Source organism: Mycobacterium sp. NGS34 (genome assembly GCF_059812845.1).
Map to the genome: position 1 here is coordinate 451,750 of NZ_JCALDM010000002.1, position 16,998 is coordinate 468,747.

Below are 16,998 nucleotides of genomic sequence, written 5' to 3' on the forward strand. Positions count from 1 at the left end.
TCAGAACGCCGCCACGGCTTGCGGGTCGGCCGCCCCCGCCCCGATCTTGCGGGCCGCGGCGAAGCCGAGCTCCAGGTCGGCCAGGATGTCGTCGATGCCCTCGATGCCGACCGCCAGCCGCACCAGCCCGGGGGTGACACCGGTGGCCAGCTGCTCGTCGGCCGAAAGCTGGGCGTGCGTGGTCGACGCCGGGTGAATCACCAGCGACCGCACGTCACCGATGTTGGCGACGTGGCTGTGCAGCTGCAGCGCGTTCACGAACGCCTTGCCGGCCTCGATACCGCCGGCCAGCTCGAACGCCAGCACGGCCCCGGTTCCCTTGGGCGCCAGCTTCTTTCCCCGCTCGTACCACGGCGAGCTGGGCAGCCCCGCGTAGTTGACGGACACGACGCCGTCATGGCCCTCCAAGAACTCGGCGACCCGCTGCGCGTTGGCGACGTGCCGCTCGACGCGCAGGCTCAGCGTCTCGAGGCCCTGGGCCACCAGGAACGCGTTGAACGGCGCGGCGGCCGACCCGAGGTCGCGCAGCAGTTGCACGCGGGCCTTGAGCGCGTACGCCGGCGGCCCCAGCTCGGCGAACACCACGCCGTGATAGCTCGGGTCGGGCGTGGTGAATCCGGGGAAGCGGCCCTGCGTCCAGTCGAAGGTGCCGCCGTCGACGATCACGCCGGCGATCGCGGAGCCGTGCCCGCCCAGGTACTTGGTGGCCGAGTGCACCACGATGTCGGCCCCGTGCGCGAACGGCTGGATCAGGTAGGGCGTCGCGATGGTGTTGTCGACGATCAGCGGCACACCGTTGGCGTGGGCGACCCCGGAAACCCCCGGGATGTTCAGGATGTCGATCTGCGGGTTGGAGATGGTCTCGCCGAAGAACGCCTTGGTGTTCGGCCGCACCGCCGCCTGCCACGAATCGAGGTCGTCGGGGTCGTCGACGAAGCTGACCTCGATGCCGAGCTTGGGCAGCGAATAGTGGAACAGGTTGTACGTGCCGCCGTAGAGCCGCGGGCTGGAGACGATGTGATCTCCGGCACTCGCGAGGTTCAATATGGCGAATGTCTCAGCCGCCTGCCCGGAGGACAGGAACAGCGCGGCCACCCCGCCCTCGAGCGCGGCGATGCGCTGCTCGACGACGTCGGTGGTCGGGTTGCCGATCCGGGTGTAGATGTTGCCCGGGACCTCGAGCCCGAACAGCGCGGCGGCGTGCGCGGTGTCGTCGAAGACGTAGGACGTGGTCTGGTAGATCGGCAGGGCCCGGGCGTGGGTCGCGGGGTCGGGACTCTGGCCTGCGTGGACCTGCTTGGTCTCGAACGACCAGTGCGCTTTCGGGTCGGCGGGGTCCGTTTCGGGGCTGGTTTCGTTGTTTTGGGAGCTCACGTGCGGTGCTTTCTTCTCAGCAGGGCATGAATTGGGGTGTCGGGGGAGTGCGCGGTCGGATTACCGACGGCAGACAAAGCCGCAGACAAAGCCACGCCAATGAGCTTGATGAATGCGCATCACGTTTCCCCTCTAGTCAGGGGTCCGGTATGGCGGACCCGCGCTTGCCGCGCAGCCTGTGGCTACTAGACCTGGTCTTTCACCCGGGGCACCCCACCGCGGTTGGAGGGTTGCCGGCCAGCAAGCCGGGGCTTAGCGCTGGCACTCATGACCGATGTGAAGCCTATCTCATTACGGCGAGTCCATGCCAACGGAGATGCCACTGCACGGTCGACACCTGTCCAAACGCCCTTGATAACGTGGCAACCAGAACGCTGAGAACCATCATTCACTGATCAATGACGCCGGGAGATGGACCGTGTGCGCCGAACAGCCGACCGTCATCTACACGCTGACCGACGAGGCGCCGCTGCTGGCGACCTACGCGTTCCTGCCGATCGTGCGAGCCTTCGCCGAACCGGCGGGCATCAAGATCGAAACCCGTGACATCTCCGTGGCCGCCCGGATCCTGGCCGAGTTCTCCGATCACCTGACCGAAGAGCAGCGGGTGCGCGACGACCTGGCGGAACTGGGCGAGCTGACCAAGCGGCCCGACACCAACATCATCAAGCTGCCGAACATCAGCGCCTCGGTGCCCCAGCTGATCACCGCCATCAAGGAGCTGCAGTCCAAGGGCTACCAGATCCCGGACTTCCCGCAGAGCCCGAAGACCGACGAGGACAAGGAAATTCGCGCCCGCTATGGGAAATGCCTTGGCAGCGCGGTCAACCCGGTACTACGAGAAGGCAATTCGGACCGGCGCGCGCCCAAGGCCGTCAAGGAGTACGCGCGCAGGCACCCGCACAGCATGGGGGAGTTCTCGCCGGCGGCTCGCACCCACGTCGCGACCATGCGGCACGGCGACTTCTACCACGGCGAGAAGTCGATGACGCTGGACCATGCCCGCAACGTGAAGATGGTGCTGGAGACCAAGGGTGGGCAAACGCTCGAGCTGAAGCCCAAGGTCGAACTGCGCGAGGGCGACGTCATCGATTCCATGTTCATGAGCAAGAAGGCCCTCATCGAGTTCTACGAGGAACAGATGCAGGACGCCTACGAGACCGGCGTCATGTTCTCGCTGCACGTCAAGGCCACGATGATGAAGGTCTCCCACCCAATCGTCTTCGGCCACGCGGTGAAGGTCTATTACAAGGACGCGTTCGCCAAGCATCAGGAGCTGTTCGACGAACTCGGCGTCAACGTCAACAACGGATTGGTCGACCTCTACGACAAGATCGAGTCGCTGCCCGCGTCGCTGCACGAGGAGATCATCCGCGACCTGCACGCCTGCCACGAACACCGCCCGGAGCTGGCGATGGTCGATTCGGCCAAGGGCATCACCAACTTTCATTCGCCCAGCGACGTGATCGTGGATGCGTCGATGCCGGCGATGATCCGCGCCGGCGGCAAGATGTGGGGCGCCGACGGGCGGCAGAAGGACACCAAGGCCGTCAACCCGGAGTCGACGTTCTCCCGCATCTACCAGGAGATCATCAACTTCTGCAAGACCCACGGCCAGTTCGACCCGACGACCATGGGCACCGTGCCCAACGTCGGCCTGATGGCGCAGCAGGCCGAGGAATACGGCTCGCACGACAAGACTTTCGAGATCCCCGAGGACGGCGTCGCCAACATCGTCGACCTCGACACCGGGGAGGTGCTGCTCACCCAGAACGTCGAGGAGGGCGACATCTGGCGGATGCCGATCGTCACCGATGAGGCGATCCGCGACTGGGTCAAGCTGGCCGTCACCCGGGCGCGCAACTCCGGCATGACGGTGGTGTTCTGGCTGGACACCGAACGGCCCCACGAGGTCGAGCTGCGCAAGAAGGTCAAGGCGTACCTCAAGGAGCACGACACCGAGGGCCTGGACATCAACATCATGCCGCAGGTGTGGGCCATGAGGTACACGCTGGAGCGCGCGATGCGCGGGCAGGACACCATCGCCGCGACCGGAAACATCCTGCGCGACTACCTCACCGACCTGTTCCCCATCCTGGAACTCGGCACCAGCGCCAAGATGCTGTCCATCGTGCCGCTGATGTCCGGCGGCGGAATGTACGAAACCGGGGCGGGCGGCTCGGCACCGAAGCACGTCCACCAGCTCGTCGAGGAAAACCATCTGCGCTGGGACTCGCTCGGTGAGTTCCTCGCTCTGGGAGCGTGTTTCGAGGACATCGGCATCAAGACCGGCAACGAGCGCGCCAAGATTCTGGCCAAGACGCTGGATGCGGCGATCGGAAAGCTGTTGGAGAACAACAAGAGCCCGTCGCGCAAGACCGGCGAGCTCGACAACCGCGGCAGCCAGTTCTACCTGGCGCTGTACTGGGCCGAGCAACTCGCCGCGCAATCCGAAGACGAAGAGCTGCGTGAGCACTTCGCCGCGTTGGCCGAAGAGTTGGGCCGCAACGAAGATGCGATCGTCGCCGAACTCGCGGAGGCGCAGGGCGAGGCAGTCGACATCGGCGGCTACTATCGCCCGGACACGGAGAAGACGACTGCAGTAATGCGGCCGAGCAAAACGTTCAACGAAGCGCTAGCAGCTTCGCAAGCCTCCCAAGGCTAGAGCCGCGAGAAGAAAGTCGAACTCGAATGTCCAACGAATCCAAGATCAAGGTCAAGGGCCCGGTAGTCGAGCTCGACGGCGACGAGATGACCCGCGTCATCTGGAAGCTCATCAAGGACATGCTGATCCTGCCGCATCTCGACATCAACCTGGACTACTACGACCTGGGCATCGAGCACCGCGACCGCACCGACGACCAGGTCACCATCGACGCGGCCTATGCGATCAAGAAGCACGGCGTGGGCGTCAAGTGCGCGACCATCACCCCGGACGAGGCCCGGGTCCACGAATTCAACCTGAAGAAGATGTGGCTGTCGCCCAACGGGACCATCCGGAACATCCTGGGCGGCACCATCTTCCGCGAACCGATCGTGATCTCCAATGTGCCGCGGCTGGTTCCGGGCTGGACCAAGCCGATCGTCATCGGCCGTCACGCATTCGGTGACCAGTACCGTGCGACGAACTTCAAGGTCGACAAGCCCGGCACCGTCACGCTGACGTTCACGCCGGCCGACGGCAGCGAGCCGATGGTGCACGAGGTGGTGTCCATCCCCGAGGACGGCGGCGTCGTGATGGGGATGTACAACTTCAAGGATTCCATCCGCGATTTCGCGCGCGCCTCGTTCGCCTACGGCCTCAACGCCAAATGGCCGGTGTACCTGTCCACCAAGAACACCATCCTCAAGGCCTACGACGGCATGTTCAAAGACGAGTTCCAGCGCATCTACGACGAGGAATTCAAGGAGCAGTTCGAAGCCGAGGGCCTGACCTACGAGCACCGGCTCATCGACGACATGGTGGCGGCCTGCCTCAAGTGGGAGGGCGGCTACGTCTGGGCCTGCAAGAACTACGACGGCGACGTGCAGTCCGACACCGTCGCGCAGGGCTACGGCTCGCTGGGGCTGATGACGTCCGTGCTGATGACCGCCGACGGCAAGACCGTCGAGGCCGAGGCCGCGCACGGCACCGTCACCCGCCACTTCCGGCAGTACCAGGCCGGCAAGCCGACCTCGACGAACCCGATCGCGTCGATCTTCGCCTGGACCCGGGGGCTGCAGCACCGCGGCAAGCTGGACGACACCCCCGAGGTGATCGAGTTCGCCAAGAAGCTCGAAGAGGTCGTCATCGCCACCGTCGAGGACGGCAAGATGACCAAGGACCTGGCCATCCTCATCGGCCCCGACCAGGAGTGGCAGCAAAGCGAGGAATTCCTCAATTCCATCGCCGAAAACCTGGAGAAGGCTTTAGCCGGCTAGCCAGCGGGCTGTTCGCGGCCCGATTCCGACGCGATGCACTGGTCGAGGAAGCCGGTGATCTCCGCGGTGATCCGCTCCGGCGCCTCGAACATCGGGATGTGCCCCACGCCGTCGAGCTTGGTGACCTGGTGACTGTCCTTGGGCAGCTGGTTGGTGAAATGCCGGCTGAACCTGGGGGCGGGCAGGACCCGATCCTTCTCGCAGATGACCAGGTGGGCCGGGACGGCGTTCTCGGCGACCTCCCGCAGGCCGGGCAGCAACAGCGACTTGACCAGCAGCTGGAAGTAGGCGGGGCAGTGCGCGACGTCGTCGAGGATGCCGGACAGCTGGCGCTCGCTGACGCCCTCCGGTGACGCGCTGATCGCGTAGGTGGCCAGCTGGCGGCTGAACGGCAGGCGCATTACCCGCGGCCCGAAGGCCCAGACGAGCAGCAGCAGCGGGATGCCCAGCATGAACTTGGCGATCACCTCGAACTTGGCCGGGGTCCAGCGCGTCCACCCGCCGGCCGGGGCGATGCCCGTGACGCTACGCGCGCGCCCCCGCCGCTCCAGCTCGAAGGCGACCCAGCCGCCCAGCGAATTGCCGACGATGTGCGCGGTTTTCCAGCCCAGTTCGTCCATCTGGCGCTCGACGTGATCGGCGAGCACCTCGGACGAAAGGAACCAGGTGCCCGCCTTCGGCCCGCCGTTGTGGCCGGCCATCGTCGGGGCGAAGACCTCGTAGCGGCCGGTGTCGGCCAGCTGCCGGGCCACGTCCTCCCACACCGCCTGCGACATCAGGAAAGGATGCAGCAGCACAACCGGCTCGCCGGAGCCGGTGTGTATCGGCGGACGGGTCCCGTCGTTGCTCCCCATACCGTCCGACAGTAATGGCGGTACCGCCGGTACTGCAAACAATGGCCGGTCCGCCCATGAAAAGATCGGGGAATCATGAGCACCGCTACCGGATCCAGCCGGATTTTCTCCGGCGTGCAGCCGACATCCGACTCGCTTCACCTGGGTAACGCGCTGGGCGCCGTTACCCAGTGGGTCGCGCTGCAGGACGACCACGACCCGTTCTTCTGCGTCGTGGACCTGCACGCCATCACCGTCGCGCAGGATCCCGAGGCGCTGCGACGCCGCACCCTGGTCACCGCCGCGCAATACCTGGCGCTGGGCATCGACCCCAACCGCAGCACGGTCTTCGTGCAGAGCCACGTGCCCGCCCACACCCAGCTTGCGTGGGTGCTGGGGTGCTTCACCGGCTTCGGGCAGGCGTCGCGGATGACGCAGTTCAAGGACAAGTCCACGCGCCAGGGCAGCGACTCGACCACGGTCGGCCTGTTCACCTATCCGGTGTTGCAGGCGGCCGACGTGCTGGCCTATGACAGCGATCTGGTGCCGGTGGGCGAGGACCAGCGCCAGCACCTCGAGCTGGCGCGCGACGTCGCGCAGCGGTTCAACAGCCGCTTCACCGACACCTTCGTGGTGCCCGACGTGCTCATCCCCAAGGCCACCGCCAAGATCTACGACCTGGCCGACCCGACGTCGAAGATGAGCAAATCGGCCGCCACCGACGCCGGGCTGATCAACCTGCTCGACGATCCGGCCTTGTCCGCCAAGAAGATTCGCTCGGCGGTGACCGACAGCGAGCGCGAAATCCGTTACGACACCGAGGCCAAGGCCGGCGTGTCGAACCTGCTGACGATCCAGTCCGCGGTCACCGGGGTCGGCATCGACAAGCTCGTCGAGGGCTACGCCGGGCGCGGCTACGGCGACCTCAAGAAGGACACCGCCGAGGCCGTGGTCGAATTCGTGAGCCCGATCAAGGCGCGCGTCGACGAATTGATGGCCGACCGTGCGGAATTGGAGTCGGTGCTGGCGGCCGGGGCGCAGCGCGCCGAGGAGGTCGCGGGCAAAACCGTTCGGCGGGTCTACGATCGGTTGGGGTTCCTTCCCGTACCGGAATAGGGTTGCGCATGAGCGAGCCGGCCAAGCCAGGCATCCTGGATCGGCTGCGGGCCCGGTTTCGCATGTTCGACCACGTCCTGCGCGCCTATCAGCGTTTCGACGAGCGCAACGGCGGCTTCTACGCCGCCGGCCTCACCTACTACACGATCTTCGCGTTATTCCCCTTGCTGATGGTCGGTTTCGCGGCGTTCGGGTTCCTGCTGTCGCGCCGGCCCCAGCTGCTGAACACGATCGACGACCACATCCGGTCCTCGGTGACCGGCGCCCTTTCGCAACAGCTGGTCGACCTGATGAATTCGGCGATCGACGCGCGCACCTCCGTCGGCGTCATCGGGCTGGTCACCGCCGCCTGGGCGGGGGTGGGCTGGATATCGCACCTGCGCGGCGCGGTGACCGAGATGTGGTGGGACAAGCGCATCGAGTCGCCGGGGTTCCTGCGCAACAAGCTGTCCGACCTGGTCGCGATGCTCGGAACGTTCACGGTCATGGTGGCCACCGTGGCGCTGAGCACGCTGGGCCACGAGGCGCCGATGGGTGCGGTCCTGAGATGGCTTGGCATACCGCAATTTTCGGTGTTCGACTGGCTGTTCCGGCTTTTCTCGATATTGATCTCGTTGTTCGTGTCGTGGCTGCTGTTCGCTTGGATGATCGCCCGGCTGCCGCGCGAGAAGGTGGACCCGGTCGCGTCGATGCGCGCCGGTCTGCTGGCGGCGACGGGCTTCGAGCTGTTCAAGCAGGTGGCGTCGCTGTATCTGAAGGCGGTGCTGCGCAGCCCCGCCGGGGTCGCCTTCGGGCCGGTGCTGGGCCTCATGGTGTTCTCCTACGTCACCGCATATTTGGTGCTGTTCGCCGCCGCCTGGGCCGCCACCGCGTCGCGCGATCCGCGCGCCACGCATGTGGAGCCCCCGCCGCCGGCGATCATCGCGCCGCGGGTGCAGGTGGACGAGGGGCTTTCCACGCGCCAGACGGTGACCGCGATGGGCGTGGGTGCGTTAGGGGCGATCGCCTTGTCCCGGCTGGCCCGCCGGCTGCTCACGCAGGGGAAATGACTTCTGCCTTACACTCGGTACGCGAGCGGCTGCGCAGCGCGCGGTGACCTGCGTCACACGAGGAGCTACCTGGTCACATGAACACGGGGGATTTCGACTTCGTCATCGTCGGTGCCGGCTTCAGCGGCATCGGCGCGGCGATCCAACTCAACCGGCTCGGATACGACAACATCGTCATTTTGGACCGCGAGGACGATCTCGGTGGGACCTGGCACGTCAACCGGTACCCCGGCCTGGCCGTCGACATTGCGTCCACCACCTATTCGTACTGGTTCGAGCCCAACCCGTACTGGTCGCGGCTGTTCGCGCCCGGCCCCGAATTGAAGCGGTACGCCGAACACGTCGCCGACAAGTACGACGTGCGCCGTTACATGCGGTTCAACACCGTGGTCGAGGGCGCGCGCTGGGACGAGGACGCGCGCCGGTGGCGAGTGGAACTTGCCGGTGGCGAAACGCTGACGGCGCGTTTTCTGATCACCGCGACCGGGTTCCTGTCCCAGCCGCACAACCCCGACATTCCCGGCATCGAGACGTTCGCCGGCAAGGTCGTGCACACCACGGCCTGGGACGACGACTACGACTTCGCCGGGCGCCGCGCGGCGATCATCGGAACCGGTGCGACCGCGGTGCAGTTGATCCCCGTGCTGGCCGACAAAGTCGCCGACCTGACCGTGTATCAGCGCACGGCGATCCACGTGGTACCCAAGATCGACTTCGCGATTCCGGCCTGGGTGCAGCGCGTGTTCGCCCGGGTTCCCCAGGTGCAGCGGCTCGTTCGGCATCTGACCGATTTTTTCTTCGAAGTGCTGATCGTGACGGGTGTGCTGCATTTCCGCACGTTCCGGCGGGGGAACATCGCCGCGGCGGACCTGGCCAAGATCAGCCGCTTCGTCTCGATCCGGGACAAGGAGCTGCGGCGCAAGCTGACGCCCGACTACGACTTCGGCTGCAAACGGCCCACGTGGTCCAACAGTTACTACCGCACCTTCACCAGACCGAACGTGCATCTGGAGACCAACAGCATCGAGCGGATAGAACCCGACGGCATCGTCACCGCGGACGGGCGCAAGACCGTCATCGACACGCTGGTGCTCGCCACCGGTTTCGATCTGTGGGATGCCAATTTCCCGGCGATCGAGGTGATCGGCAGGGAGGGCCGAAACCTCGGAAAGTGGTGGCGCGAGAACAGGTTCCAGGCATACCAGGGGATGACCGTCCCGTACTTCCCGAACTACCTGAGCCTGGCCAGCCCGTACGGGTTCTGCGGCCTCTCGATCTTCAACAACGTCGAGTACCAGATGCGACACATGGACCGGCTGCTCGGTGAGCTGCAGCGCACGGGCGCAACCGAGTTCGAGGTCACCGAGGAAGCGAACGCGCGATTCCTGGATCGGATGACCGGGCTGCTCGACGGCACGGTGTTCTACGCCGGCAACTGCGCCACCTCGCGGTCGTACTACTTCAACTCCAGCGGCGAAGCGAGTCTGTTGCGGCCCACGCCGACGGACAAGGCCGTGGAGGAGGCGTCCAGCTTCCCGCTGAGCGACTACGCGTTGCGCTGACGGGATCGGATCCAGTCGCCGCGGGCCATGACGGCCGCGACGCGCAAATCGCGGTCGAGCACAACAAGATTCGCGTCATAGCCCGCCCGCAGGATGCCCACCCGCTCGAGTCCCAGCGCCCGCGCCGGCGTCGCCGACGTCATCCGCGATGTGGCGGCCAGCCCCGCGTCTGAGGCGACATCCCGAAAGAGCCGGTCCATGGTGGCGGTGCTGCCGGCGATCGTGGACGTTCCGTGCACCCGCGCCGCCCCGGACGCGACGTCGACCGATACGGTGCCGAGCCGGAACGTCCCGTCGGCGCAGCCGGCCGCGGCCAGCGCGTCGGTGACCAGGGCGACCCGGTCGGGCCCCGCGGCCGCGATGACCGCGCGCACCGCCTCCGGGTGCACGTGCACACCGTCGGCGATCAGCTCGACCGTCACGCCGGGGTCCCGCAGCAACGCGAGCGCGGGCCCCGGTTCGCGGTGGTGCAGCGGCGGCATCGCGTTAAACAGGTGGGTGCCCACCGTGGCGCCCGCGGCGATGGCCCGTTGCGTCTGTTCGTAGGTCGCGTCGGTATGGCCCACGGCCACAACGACATCCGCGTCCAGGAAGCGCCGGATCGCGTCGTCGGCGCCCGGCAGTTCGGGCGCCAGCGTGACCATCCGGACGGCGCCGTCGCCGGCGGTCAGCACGGCGTCGATCTCTCTCGCGTCCGGGTGGCGCATCAGGGTGGCGTCGTGCGCCCCGCAGCGGGCCCGGCTCAGCCACGGCCCCTCCAGATGGATGCCCGCGACGGTGCCCCGCCGGGTGGCCGCGGCGAGCGCGCGGACGCCGGCGATCAGCTCCGCCGGCGTGGCGGTGACCAGGCTGGCCAGCGTGGTGGTGGTGCCGTGCCGCCGGTGGAAGTCGGCGGCCGCGTCGATGGCGTCGGGGTCGGTGTAGGCGTCGGTGTAGGAGGCGCCGCCGCCGCCGTGCACGTGCATGTCGACAAAGCCCGGCACTACAACGCAATCCGGGAAGTCCCGGTCGACGGGCCCGGGCGGGGGTCCGGCGCCGCACGCCCGGATCTGCCCGCCGGCCGCCTCCAGCCATCCCGGCCGGCAGACCTGCCCGTCGAGAACCATGGTCCCCGAACGGATCAGTCCCATCGACCGCCGTTCTCCCAGAAGTGCCTGATGTCCTCGAGTTGGCGGCCTTTGGTTTCCGGGGCGTACCGGTAGACGAACACAAAGGCGACCAGCGTGAGCGCGACGAACACCGCGAAAGTGCCTGCGCCGCCGAGTGAATGCAACATCGTCAGGAACACGGCGGCGATGATCGCGTTGCCCACCAGGTTGGAGGTGAGCATCGTGCTGGAGCCGAAAGACCGCAGCCGCGACGGGAAGCTCTCGCTCGCGTACACCCACCCCAGGGAGCCGAAACCCGCGGTGTAGCCGAAGATGAACAGCACGACGCCGGCGAACCCGAACACCAGTCCGGCGCCGCCGAGACGGCCCTGGGCGAACACGGCCATCAGGACGACGTCGGCGGCGATCATCATGGCGATGCCGCACAACAGGATTGGGCGCCGGCCCAGCCGGTCGACCAGCAGCAGCGACGTGCCCACGGCCGCCAGCCCGGCGACCTGAACCAGCGCCGGCAGGGCCAGCAGGGCGAAATTGCCGGTGAAGCCCATCGCTTCGAATATCCGGGGGCTGTAGTAGATGATCGCGTTGATGCCGGTGATCTGGATCAGGAAGCCCAGCGTGATCACGAAGACGGTGGCCCGTGAGTAAGGTCGCCGCAGCATCTCGGAGAAGCCGCCGCTCCCTTCGCTCAAGGCGCTCGCGATCTCGGCCAGCTCGTCGTCGGCGTTCGCGGTGGGGTCCGCGCGCAGCAGCGCGGCGCGCGCCTCGTCGTACCTGCCCTTGAGCACGTACCACCGGGCCGTGTCGGGCATCCGAATCAGCAAGGGCAGCAGCAGCATTGCGGGCAGGGCGGCCAGCCCGAGCATCCAGCGCCAGGCGTGCGCGCCGGCCAGCGCGTAGCCGGTCAGGTAGCCGACGACGAGTCCGCTGACGATCGCCAGTTGGTAGGCCGTCAACAGCGAGCCCCGCACCGCCGCGGGGGCCGACTCCGCCACGTACACCGGCACCACCACCACGGTCACGCCGATCGTCAGGCCCAGCAGGAAGCGCGCCGCCAACAGCATCGGCAGCGATACGGAGAAGGCGCCGAGAAGCGCGAAAGCCGCGTAGGCGACCAGGATCAGCGCCACCGACTTCTTCCGGCCGATCGCGTTGGCGAGCACGCCGGCGCCGAGCGCCCCGAAGATCTGACCGATCACCACCATCGTCGTCAGCAGCTCTTGTTGCCGAGTCGTGAGCCCGAAGTCCTCGGTGACGAACAGCTGCGCGCCGGCGATGATGGACAGGTCGTAGCCGTAGATGACGCCGACGCTGGCGGCGGTGAGCCCGAGCAGCAGGCCCCGCCGCGACGGGGCGCGCCCGGCCGTCACCGGTGTTGCGGTCGGCGGTTCATCGAGCGTGCGACCATGATCAAACTAAACACGATGATCGTTCCGATCACCGCGACGCCCACCCGCACCGGCAGCGCGTCCGCCGACGGCATCAGCCCGGCGGCCTGCGGGCCGGCGCCCTGCCGGTCGGCGGCGCCGTCGTGCTTGGTGGGCAGCAGCGACGGATCGGGCTCGATCAGCGTGCCGACCTGGGTGCCCTGCGGCGTGGAGAACCCGTAGTCCAGCAGGTGCGCCGCCTGTTCCCACGGCGCGATCGGCTGCCGCGTCCCGTGCAGCAGCACCGCCACCAGCCGCCGCCCGTCGTGGTTGGCCGCGCCCACGAAGGTCTGCCCGGCGTCGTCGGTGTAGCCGGTCTTGCCGCCCAGCGCGCCGGGGTACTTGTAGAGCAGCTGGTTGTCGTTTTCCAGCTCGTAGCCGGGATGGTCGCCGTGGCCGGGGAAGTCGAAGGTCCGCGTCGCGACGATGCCGGCGAAGGTGGGGTTCTGCCAGGCATAGCGGTAGAACAGGCCGATGTCGTAGGCCGACGTGCTCATGCCGGGGCCGTCCAGCCCCGACGGGGTCGCCACCCGGGTGTCGCGCCCGCCGAGCTTGGCGGCCAGCACGTTGATCTTCTCCAGCGCCTGCTGCATCCCGCCGAGCTGCATGGCCAGCGCGTGCGCGGCGTCGTTGCCGGAGTGCATCAGGAGGCCGTGCAGCAACTGGTTGACGGTGAAAACGCCGCCCTCCTGCACGCCGACCTTGGTGCCCTCGGCGGCCGCGTCTTCGGCGGTTCCCTCGACGGACTTGTTCAGCGGCAGCGCGTTGAGGGAGGCCATGGCGACCAGCACTTTGATGATGCTGGCGGGGCGGTGGCGGCCGTGCGGGTCCTTGGCGGCGATGACGGCGCCGCTGTCCAAGTCCGCCACCAGCCAGGCGTCGGCCGACACGTCGCCCGGCAGGGGCGGCGTCCCGGGCGCCGCGACGACGCCGCAGCCGCCCAGCGCCTCGCCGCCGACCGGCTTGGGGGGCACCGCCAGCGGGATCGGCGGGTCGCCGGCGGCGGGCACCTCCGAGGAGTCCACCGCGGGCGGGGTGTTCACCTGGAACGGGCAGCTCGGCGGTCCGGCGTTGGGGCCCTGGGCCGGCTCGGCGGAAGCGAGGGGCGCAGCCATCGGGGCGGCGGCCAGGCCGCCGACCAGGAAAAGCGTCGCTGCCAGGCATGACGCGGAACGTAACAGGGTCATTGTGTCAGCAGACTAGGCGATCGGCGGCCCAATTCCCGGGAGCCGCGCTGTGACTGATGGGGCGGATGTTACAAAGCTGCCCGGGTGCGAGGGGGCGCAGGCGAACCACTACGCTGACACCATTCAAAACAACGGCTTTTGGTCTCGATGGCGACGCGACGGCGACGGTCCGCGGTCGCTCGAGCAACTGCTCAAGCAGGTCGAGAAGGGCACCCAGGTCCGCAGTTCCGGGCATGAGCGAATCCTGGAAGAGCTGAAGTCGCATCGCGACAGCGCAGAGGGCGCCGACCTGAAGTCCGCGCTGACCTGGCTGTGCAACGCGCAGACCCGGCTGGGCAGCGACCCGAGCACGGCGCATTCCCGTGAGGTGCTGCTGGCCGCCTACGAGGTCAAGCGGGTCCTGGCTACAGCCGGCCCGACTCCTCGCTGAGCACGCCGCGCAGGGTGGCCTCGATGGTGTCGAACTCGGGTTGGCCGCTGATCAGCGGCGGCGCCAGCAAAATGACCGAATCGCCGCGGTCGTCGGTGCGGCAGTACATCCCGGCGTCGAACAGCGCCGCGGCCACCCGGGGCAGCAGCGCCCCGCGTTCGTCGTCGGTGAAGGTCTGCCGGGTCGCCTTGTCCTTGACCAGTTCGACGCTGTAGAAGTACCCCTCGCCGCGCACGTCGCCGACGATGGGCAGGTCGTAGAGCCTCTCCAGGGTGGCGCGGAAAGCCGGCGCGTCGCGTTTGACGCGCTCATTGAGGCCCTCGCGCTCGAAGATGTCGAGGTTGGCCAGCGCCACCGCGGCCGACACCGGGTGGCCGCCGAACGTATAGCCGTGCGGGAACATGGTTTTGGCGTCGTTGAACGGCTCGAACAACCGCTCGCTGGCGATCATCGCGCCCAGCGGTGAGTAGCCCGACGTCAGCCCCTTGGCGCAGGTGATCATGTCGGGCACGTAGCCGAAGTCGTCACAGGCGAACATCGACCCGATCCGCCCGAACGCGCAGATCACCTCGTCGGACACCAGCAGCACGTCGTATTCGTCGCAGATCTCGCGCACCCGCTCGAAATAGCCTGGGGGAGGCGGGATCGAGCCGCCCGCGTTCTGTACCGGCTCGAGGAACACCGCTGCGACGGTCTGCGGTCCCTCGAACTCGATCGCCTCGGCGATCCGGTCGGCGGCCCAGCGCCCGAACGCCTTGAGGTCGGCTTCCGAACCGGCCCGGAAGTGTTCGGGCGCGCGGTAGAAGTTCGTATTGGGCACCCGGAAGCCGCCCGGGGTCACCGGCTCGAACGGCGCCTTGTACTTCGGCAAGCCGGTGATCGCCAGCGCGCCCTGGGTCGTGCCGTGGTAGGCGACGGCCCGCGAAATCACCTTGTGCTTACCGGGTTTGCCGGTGAGCTTGAAGTACTGCTTGGCCACCTTCCACGCCGTCTCGACGGCCTCGGTGCCGCCGGTGGTGAAGAAGACCCGGTTCAGCTCGCCCGGGGCGTAGCGCGCCAGGCGTTCGGCGAGCTCGATCGCGCTCGGGTGCGCGTAGCCCCACAGCGGGAAGTACGCCAGCGTGCTCGCCTGTCGGGCCGCGACCTCGGCGAGTTCGGTGCGCCCGTGGCCGACCTGGACCGTGAACAGCCCGGACAGCGCGTCGAGGTAGGCCTTGCCGCGGTCGTCGAAGATGGTGACGCCCTCGCCGCAGGTGATGATCGGCGGCGCCATGCCCGGGCCGTGCCGGGCGAAGTGCAGCCACAGGTTGTCAGTCATCTCGTTCGCGAGCGTAGCCTCGCGCTATGACCGCGGCGCAGCAGGTTAGCGAGTTCGAGGCGCTGCGACCGCATCTCATGTCGGTGGCCTACCGGCTGACCGGCACGGTGGCCGACGCGGAGGACATCGTCCAGGAGGCGTGGCTGCGCTGGCACGGGCAGAACCAGGCCATCTCGGACCTGCGGGCGTGGCTCACCACCGTGGTGAGCCGGCTCGGCCTGGACCGGTTGCGGTCGGCCGCGCACCGGCGCGAGACGTACACCGGCAACTGGCTGCCCGAGCCGGTGGTGACCAGATTCGAAGAGGCCGACCCGCTGTCCGCGGTGGTGGCCAGCGAGGACGCCCGCTTCGCGGCGATGGTGGTGCTCGAGCGCCTGTCGCCCGATCAGCGGGTCGCATTCGTGCTGCACGACGGGTTCGCGGTGCCCTTCGCCGACGTGGCCGAGGTGCTGGGCGTCAACGAGGCCGCCGCGCGGCAGCTCGCGTCGCGGGGCCGGAAGGCGGTGGCGGCCGCCCCGCCGCCCAAGCCCGACCCCTTGCACAACGAGGTGGTCGGCCGGCTGATGGCCGCCATGGCCGCCGGCGACCTGGGGGCCGTAGTGGAGCTGCTGCATCCGGACGTGACGTTCAGCGGCGATTCAAACGGCAAGGCGCCCACGGCCGTTCACGTCATCGAGGGAGCGGACAAGGTGGCCCGGTTCATCTTCGGCCTGGCCCGGCGCTACGGCGACGCGTTCTTTACGGCGAATCAGCTTGGGCTCGTCAACGGCGAGCTGGGCGCCTACACCGAGGGCAGCCCCGGCGACGACGGGCACTGGGAGATGCGGCCGCGGATCCTGGCGATCACGGTGCGCGACGGAAAGGTCTGCGCGCTATGGGATATCGCCAACCCGGACAAGTTCACCGGCTCGCCCCTGCGTCCCTGAGAGCGGCTCGATTGAGCTCAATCGATCGCGCTGGAGACCAGCCGTTGTAGCCGCGGTTCGTCGATGTTGAAGAACGCGGCTTCGATCCGTCGCACGACCTCTGGGCGGGTCAGGAAAGCGCCGATGCGGCGGGCCTCTTCTTTGTGGTCCTCCAGGTAGGCCGAGTGGAAGTACTGGACGTCGCCCGAGTGGATGACACCGGACCGCAACGCCGCCATATGGATTGCTGCCGGCGGGTCGTCGGCGGCGTCCCATGCCGCCAGGACACGATCGAGATCACCTCCGGCCGTCACGATCATCGTCAGCACATCCGCCAAGTCGAATTCCAGCCGCCAGCCGGCCGGCCAGTGTGTGAGTTCCAGGCGCTGCAGGCTCGCGACCAGGATCGCGTCGAAGTAGCGCTCGATGACGACTTGCTCCGGTCGCGGCCAAGTCTCGCGCCACGTCGATTCGCCGAGGCGGCGCAGGCAGATATCTATGCCCAGTGGATCCGGCGCTTCGTTCAATGCGATGAGTTCGAGGTAGCGCGGCAGGAAATATCGGAATTCGCGCGCCACCGATCCGTCATCCCAGCTGTGGGCCGACTCGGTGTACTGCGCAAGTAACTCGGCCGGGATTGCGCGCAGCGGCGTCGTGACCAGACGACGCTCATCGTCGAGTGTCATGCAGGAGTTGCAGTGACAGACACACAGCGAACCGTCGAGGCGGTAGCCACCGAAGATGCGATAGGCATCGTCGACCACGGC

At 67.6% G+C, this 16,998-nt stretch carries 14 protein-coding genes and 1 riboswitch; of the genes, 7 read left to right on the forward strand and 7 right to left on the reverse strand.

Features of this window, described 5'->3' with window-relative positions:
- Positions 1-1,374 (reverse strand): bifunctional o-acetylhomoserine/o-acetylserine sulfhydrylase, encoded by a 1,374-nt coding sequence (locus AC5Y7V_RS07115; RefSeq protein ID WP_499879315.1) that lies wholly within the window; start codon positions 1,372-1,374, stop codon positions 1-3.
- Between the two features lie 155 nt (positions 1,375-1,529).
- Positions 1,530-1,647: riboswitch (SAM riboswitch) on the reverse strand.
- Positions 1,648-1,792: 145 nt separating this feature from the next.
- On the opposite strand from AC5Y7V_RS07115, the gene AC5Y7V_RS07120 reads away from it, so the two are divergent.
- Positions 1,793-4,039: an NADP-dependent isocitrate dehydrogenase gene (locus AC5Y7V_RS07120; RefSeq protein WP_499879316.1), complete on the forward strand. Its 2,247-nt coding sequence runs from the start codon at positions 1,793-1,795 to the stop codon at positions 4,037-4,039.
- Positions 4,040-4,065: 26 nt separating this feature from the next.
- Complete coding sequence (locus AC5Y7V_RS07125) at positions 4,066-5,295, forward strand: NADP-dependent isocitrate dehydrogenase (protein WP_499879317.1); 1,230 nt, start codon at positions 4,066-4,068, stop codon at positions 5,293-5,295.
- Here AC5Y7V_RS07125 and ephH read toward each other — a convergent pair.
- Complete coding sequence (gene ephH, locus AC5Y7V_RS07130; RefSeq protein WP_499879636.1) at positions 5,292-6,092, reverse strand: epoxide hydrolase EphH; 801 nt, start codon at positions 6,090-6,092, stop codon at positions 5,292-5,294. The genes AC5Y7V_RS07125 and ephH overlap by 4 nt on opposite strands.
- 132 nt (positions 6,093-6,224) lie before the next feature.
- Between ephH and trpS the strand changes: the two genes are divergently transcribed.
- From trpS to AC5Y7V_RS07145, 3 genes are all read left to right on the forward strand, one after another.
- The gene (gene trpS, locus AC5Y7V_RS07135; protein ID WP_499879318.1) at positions 6,225-7,244 is read left to right on the forward strand and encodes a tryptophan--tRNA ligase; all 1,020 of its coding nucleotides are present in this window, start codon (positions 6,225-6,227) and stop codon (positions 7,242-7,244) included.
- 8 nt (positions 7,245-7,252) lie between these two features.
- Positions 7,253-8,293 (forward strand): inner membrane protein YhjD, encoded by a 1,041-nt coding sequence (yhjD, locus tag AC5Y7V_RS07140; protein ID WP_499879319.1) that lies wholly within the window; start codon positions 7,253-7,255, stop codon positions 8,291-8,293.
- Positions 8,294-8,370: 77 nt separating this feature from the next.
- Complete coding sequence (locus AC5Y7V_RS07145; RefSeq protein ID WP_499879320.1) at positions 8,371-9,855, forward strand: flavin-containing monooxygenase; 1,485 nt, start codon at positions 8,371-8,373, stop codon at positions 9,853-9,855.
- Here AC5Y7V_RS07145 and nagA read toward each other — a convergent pair.
- Genes nagA through dacB1 form a run of 3 tightly spaced genes read right to left on the reverse strand, consistent with a single transcriptional unit; the run spans position 9,840 to position 13,578 of the window.
- Positions 9,840-10,985, reverse strand: coding sequence for an N-acetylglucosamine-6-phosphate deacetylase (gene nagA / locus AC5Y7V_RS07150; protein ID WP_499879321.1), 1,146 nt, complete (start codon positions 10,983-10,985; stop codon positions 9,840-9,842). The genes AC5Y7V_RS07145 and nagA overlap by 16 nt on opposite strands.
- The gene (locus tag AC5Y7V_RS07155) at positions 10,976-12,334 is read right to left on the reverse strand and encodes a sugar porter family MFS transporter (protein WP_499879322.1); all 1,359 of its coding nucleotides are present in this window, start codon (positions 12,332-12,334) and stop codon (positions 10,976-10,978) included. Before AC5Y7V_RS07155 ends, nagA begins: the two co-directional genes overlap by 10 nt.
- Positions 12,331-13,578, reverse strand: a complete 1,248-nt coding sequence (dacB1, locus tag AC5Y7V_RS07160) for a D-alanyl-D-alanine carboxypeptidase DacB1 (RefSeq protein WP_499879323.1) — start codon at positions 13,576-13,578, stop codon at positions 12,331-12,333. Before dacB1 ends, AC5Y7V_RS07155 begins: the two co-directional genes overlap by 4 nt.
- Before the next feature lie 121 nt (positions 13,579-13,699).
- On the opposite strand from dacB1, the gene AC5Y7V_RS07165 reads away from it, so the two are divergent.
- The gene (locus AC5Y7V_RS07165) at positions 13,700-14,008 is read left to right on the forward strand and encodes a hypothetical protein (protein WP_499879637.1); all 309 of its coding nucleotides are present in this window, start codon (positions 13,700-13,702) and stop codon (positions 14,006-14,008) included.
- On the opposite strand, the gene AC5Y7V_RS07170 is transcribed toward AC5Y7V_RS07165, so the two are convergent.
- Entirely contained in the window at positions 13,983-15,326 is a 1,344-nt protein-coding gene (locus AC5Y7V_RS07170) for an aspartate aminotransferase family protein (RefSeq protein WP_499879324.1), read from the reverse strand. The genes AC5Y7V_RS07165 and AC5Y7V_RS07170 overlap by 26 nt on opposite strands.
- A 26-nt stretch (positions 15,327-15,352) precedes the next feature.
- On the opposite strand from AC5Y7V_RS07170, the gene AC5Y7V_RS07175 reads away from it, so the two are divergent.
- Complete coding sequence (locus AC5Y7V_RS07175) at positions 15,353-16,252, forward strand: sigma-70 family RNA polymerase sigma factor (protein WP_499879325.1); 900 nt, start codon at positions 15,353-15,355, stop codon at positions 16,250-16,252.
- A 17-nt stretch (positions 16,253-16,269) separates the two neighbouring features.
- On the opposite strand, the gene AC5Y7V_RS07180 is transcribed toward AC5Y7V_RS07175, so the two are convergent.
- On the reverse strand, positions 16,270-16,995 hold the full coding sequence (locus AC5Y7V_RS07180) for a hypothetical protein (protein ID WP_499879326.1): 726 nt from the start codon (positions 16,993-16,995) through the stop codon (positions 16,270-16,272).
- Between the last annotated feature and the right edge of the window lie 3 nt (positions 16,996-16,998).

Excerpts from the sequence above, each read along its gene's own strand:
- AC5Y7V_RS07125 (WP_499879317.1), top strand. The coding sequence starts at position 4,066 with ATGTCCAACGAATCCAAGATCAAGGTCAAGGGCCCGGTAGTCGAGCTC.
- trpS (WP_499879318.1), top strand. The coding sequence starts at position 6,225 with ATGAGCACCGCTACCGGATCCAGCCGGATTTTCTCCGGCGTGCAGCCG.
- yhjD (WP_499879319.1), top strand. The coding sequence starts at position 7,253 with ATGAGCGAGCCGGCCAAGCCAGGCATCCTGGATCGGCTGCGGGCCCGG.
- AC5Y7V_RS07145 (WP_499879320.1), top strand. The coding sequence starts at position 8,371 with ATGAACACGGGGGATTTCGACTTCGTCATCGTCGGTGCCGGCTTCAGC.
- nagA (WP_499879321.1), bottom strand. The coding sequence starts at position 10,985 with ATGGGACTGATCCGTTCGGGGACCATGGTTCTCGACGGGCAGGTCTGC.
- dacB1 (WP_499879323.1), bottom strand. The coding sequence starts at position 13,578 with ATGACCCTGTTACGTTCCGCGTCATGCCTGGCAGCGACGCTTTTCCTG.
- AC5Y7V_RS07170 (WP_499879324.1), bottom strand. The coding sequence starts at position 15,326 with ATGACTGACAACCTGTGGCTGCACTTCGCCCGGCACGGCCCGGGCATG.
- AC5Y7V_RS07175 (WP_499879325.1), top strand. The coding sequence starts at position 15,353 with ATGACCGCGGCGCAGCAGGTTAGCGAGTTCGAGGCGCTGCGACCGCAT.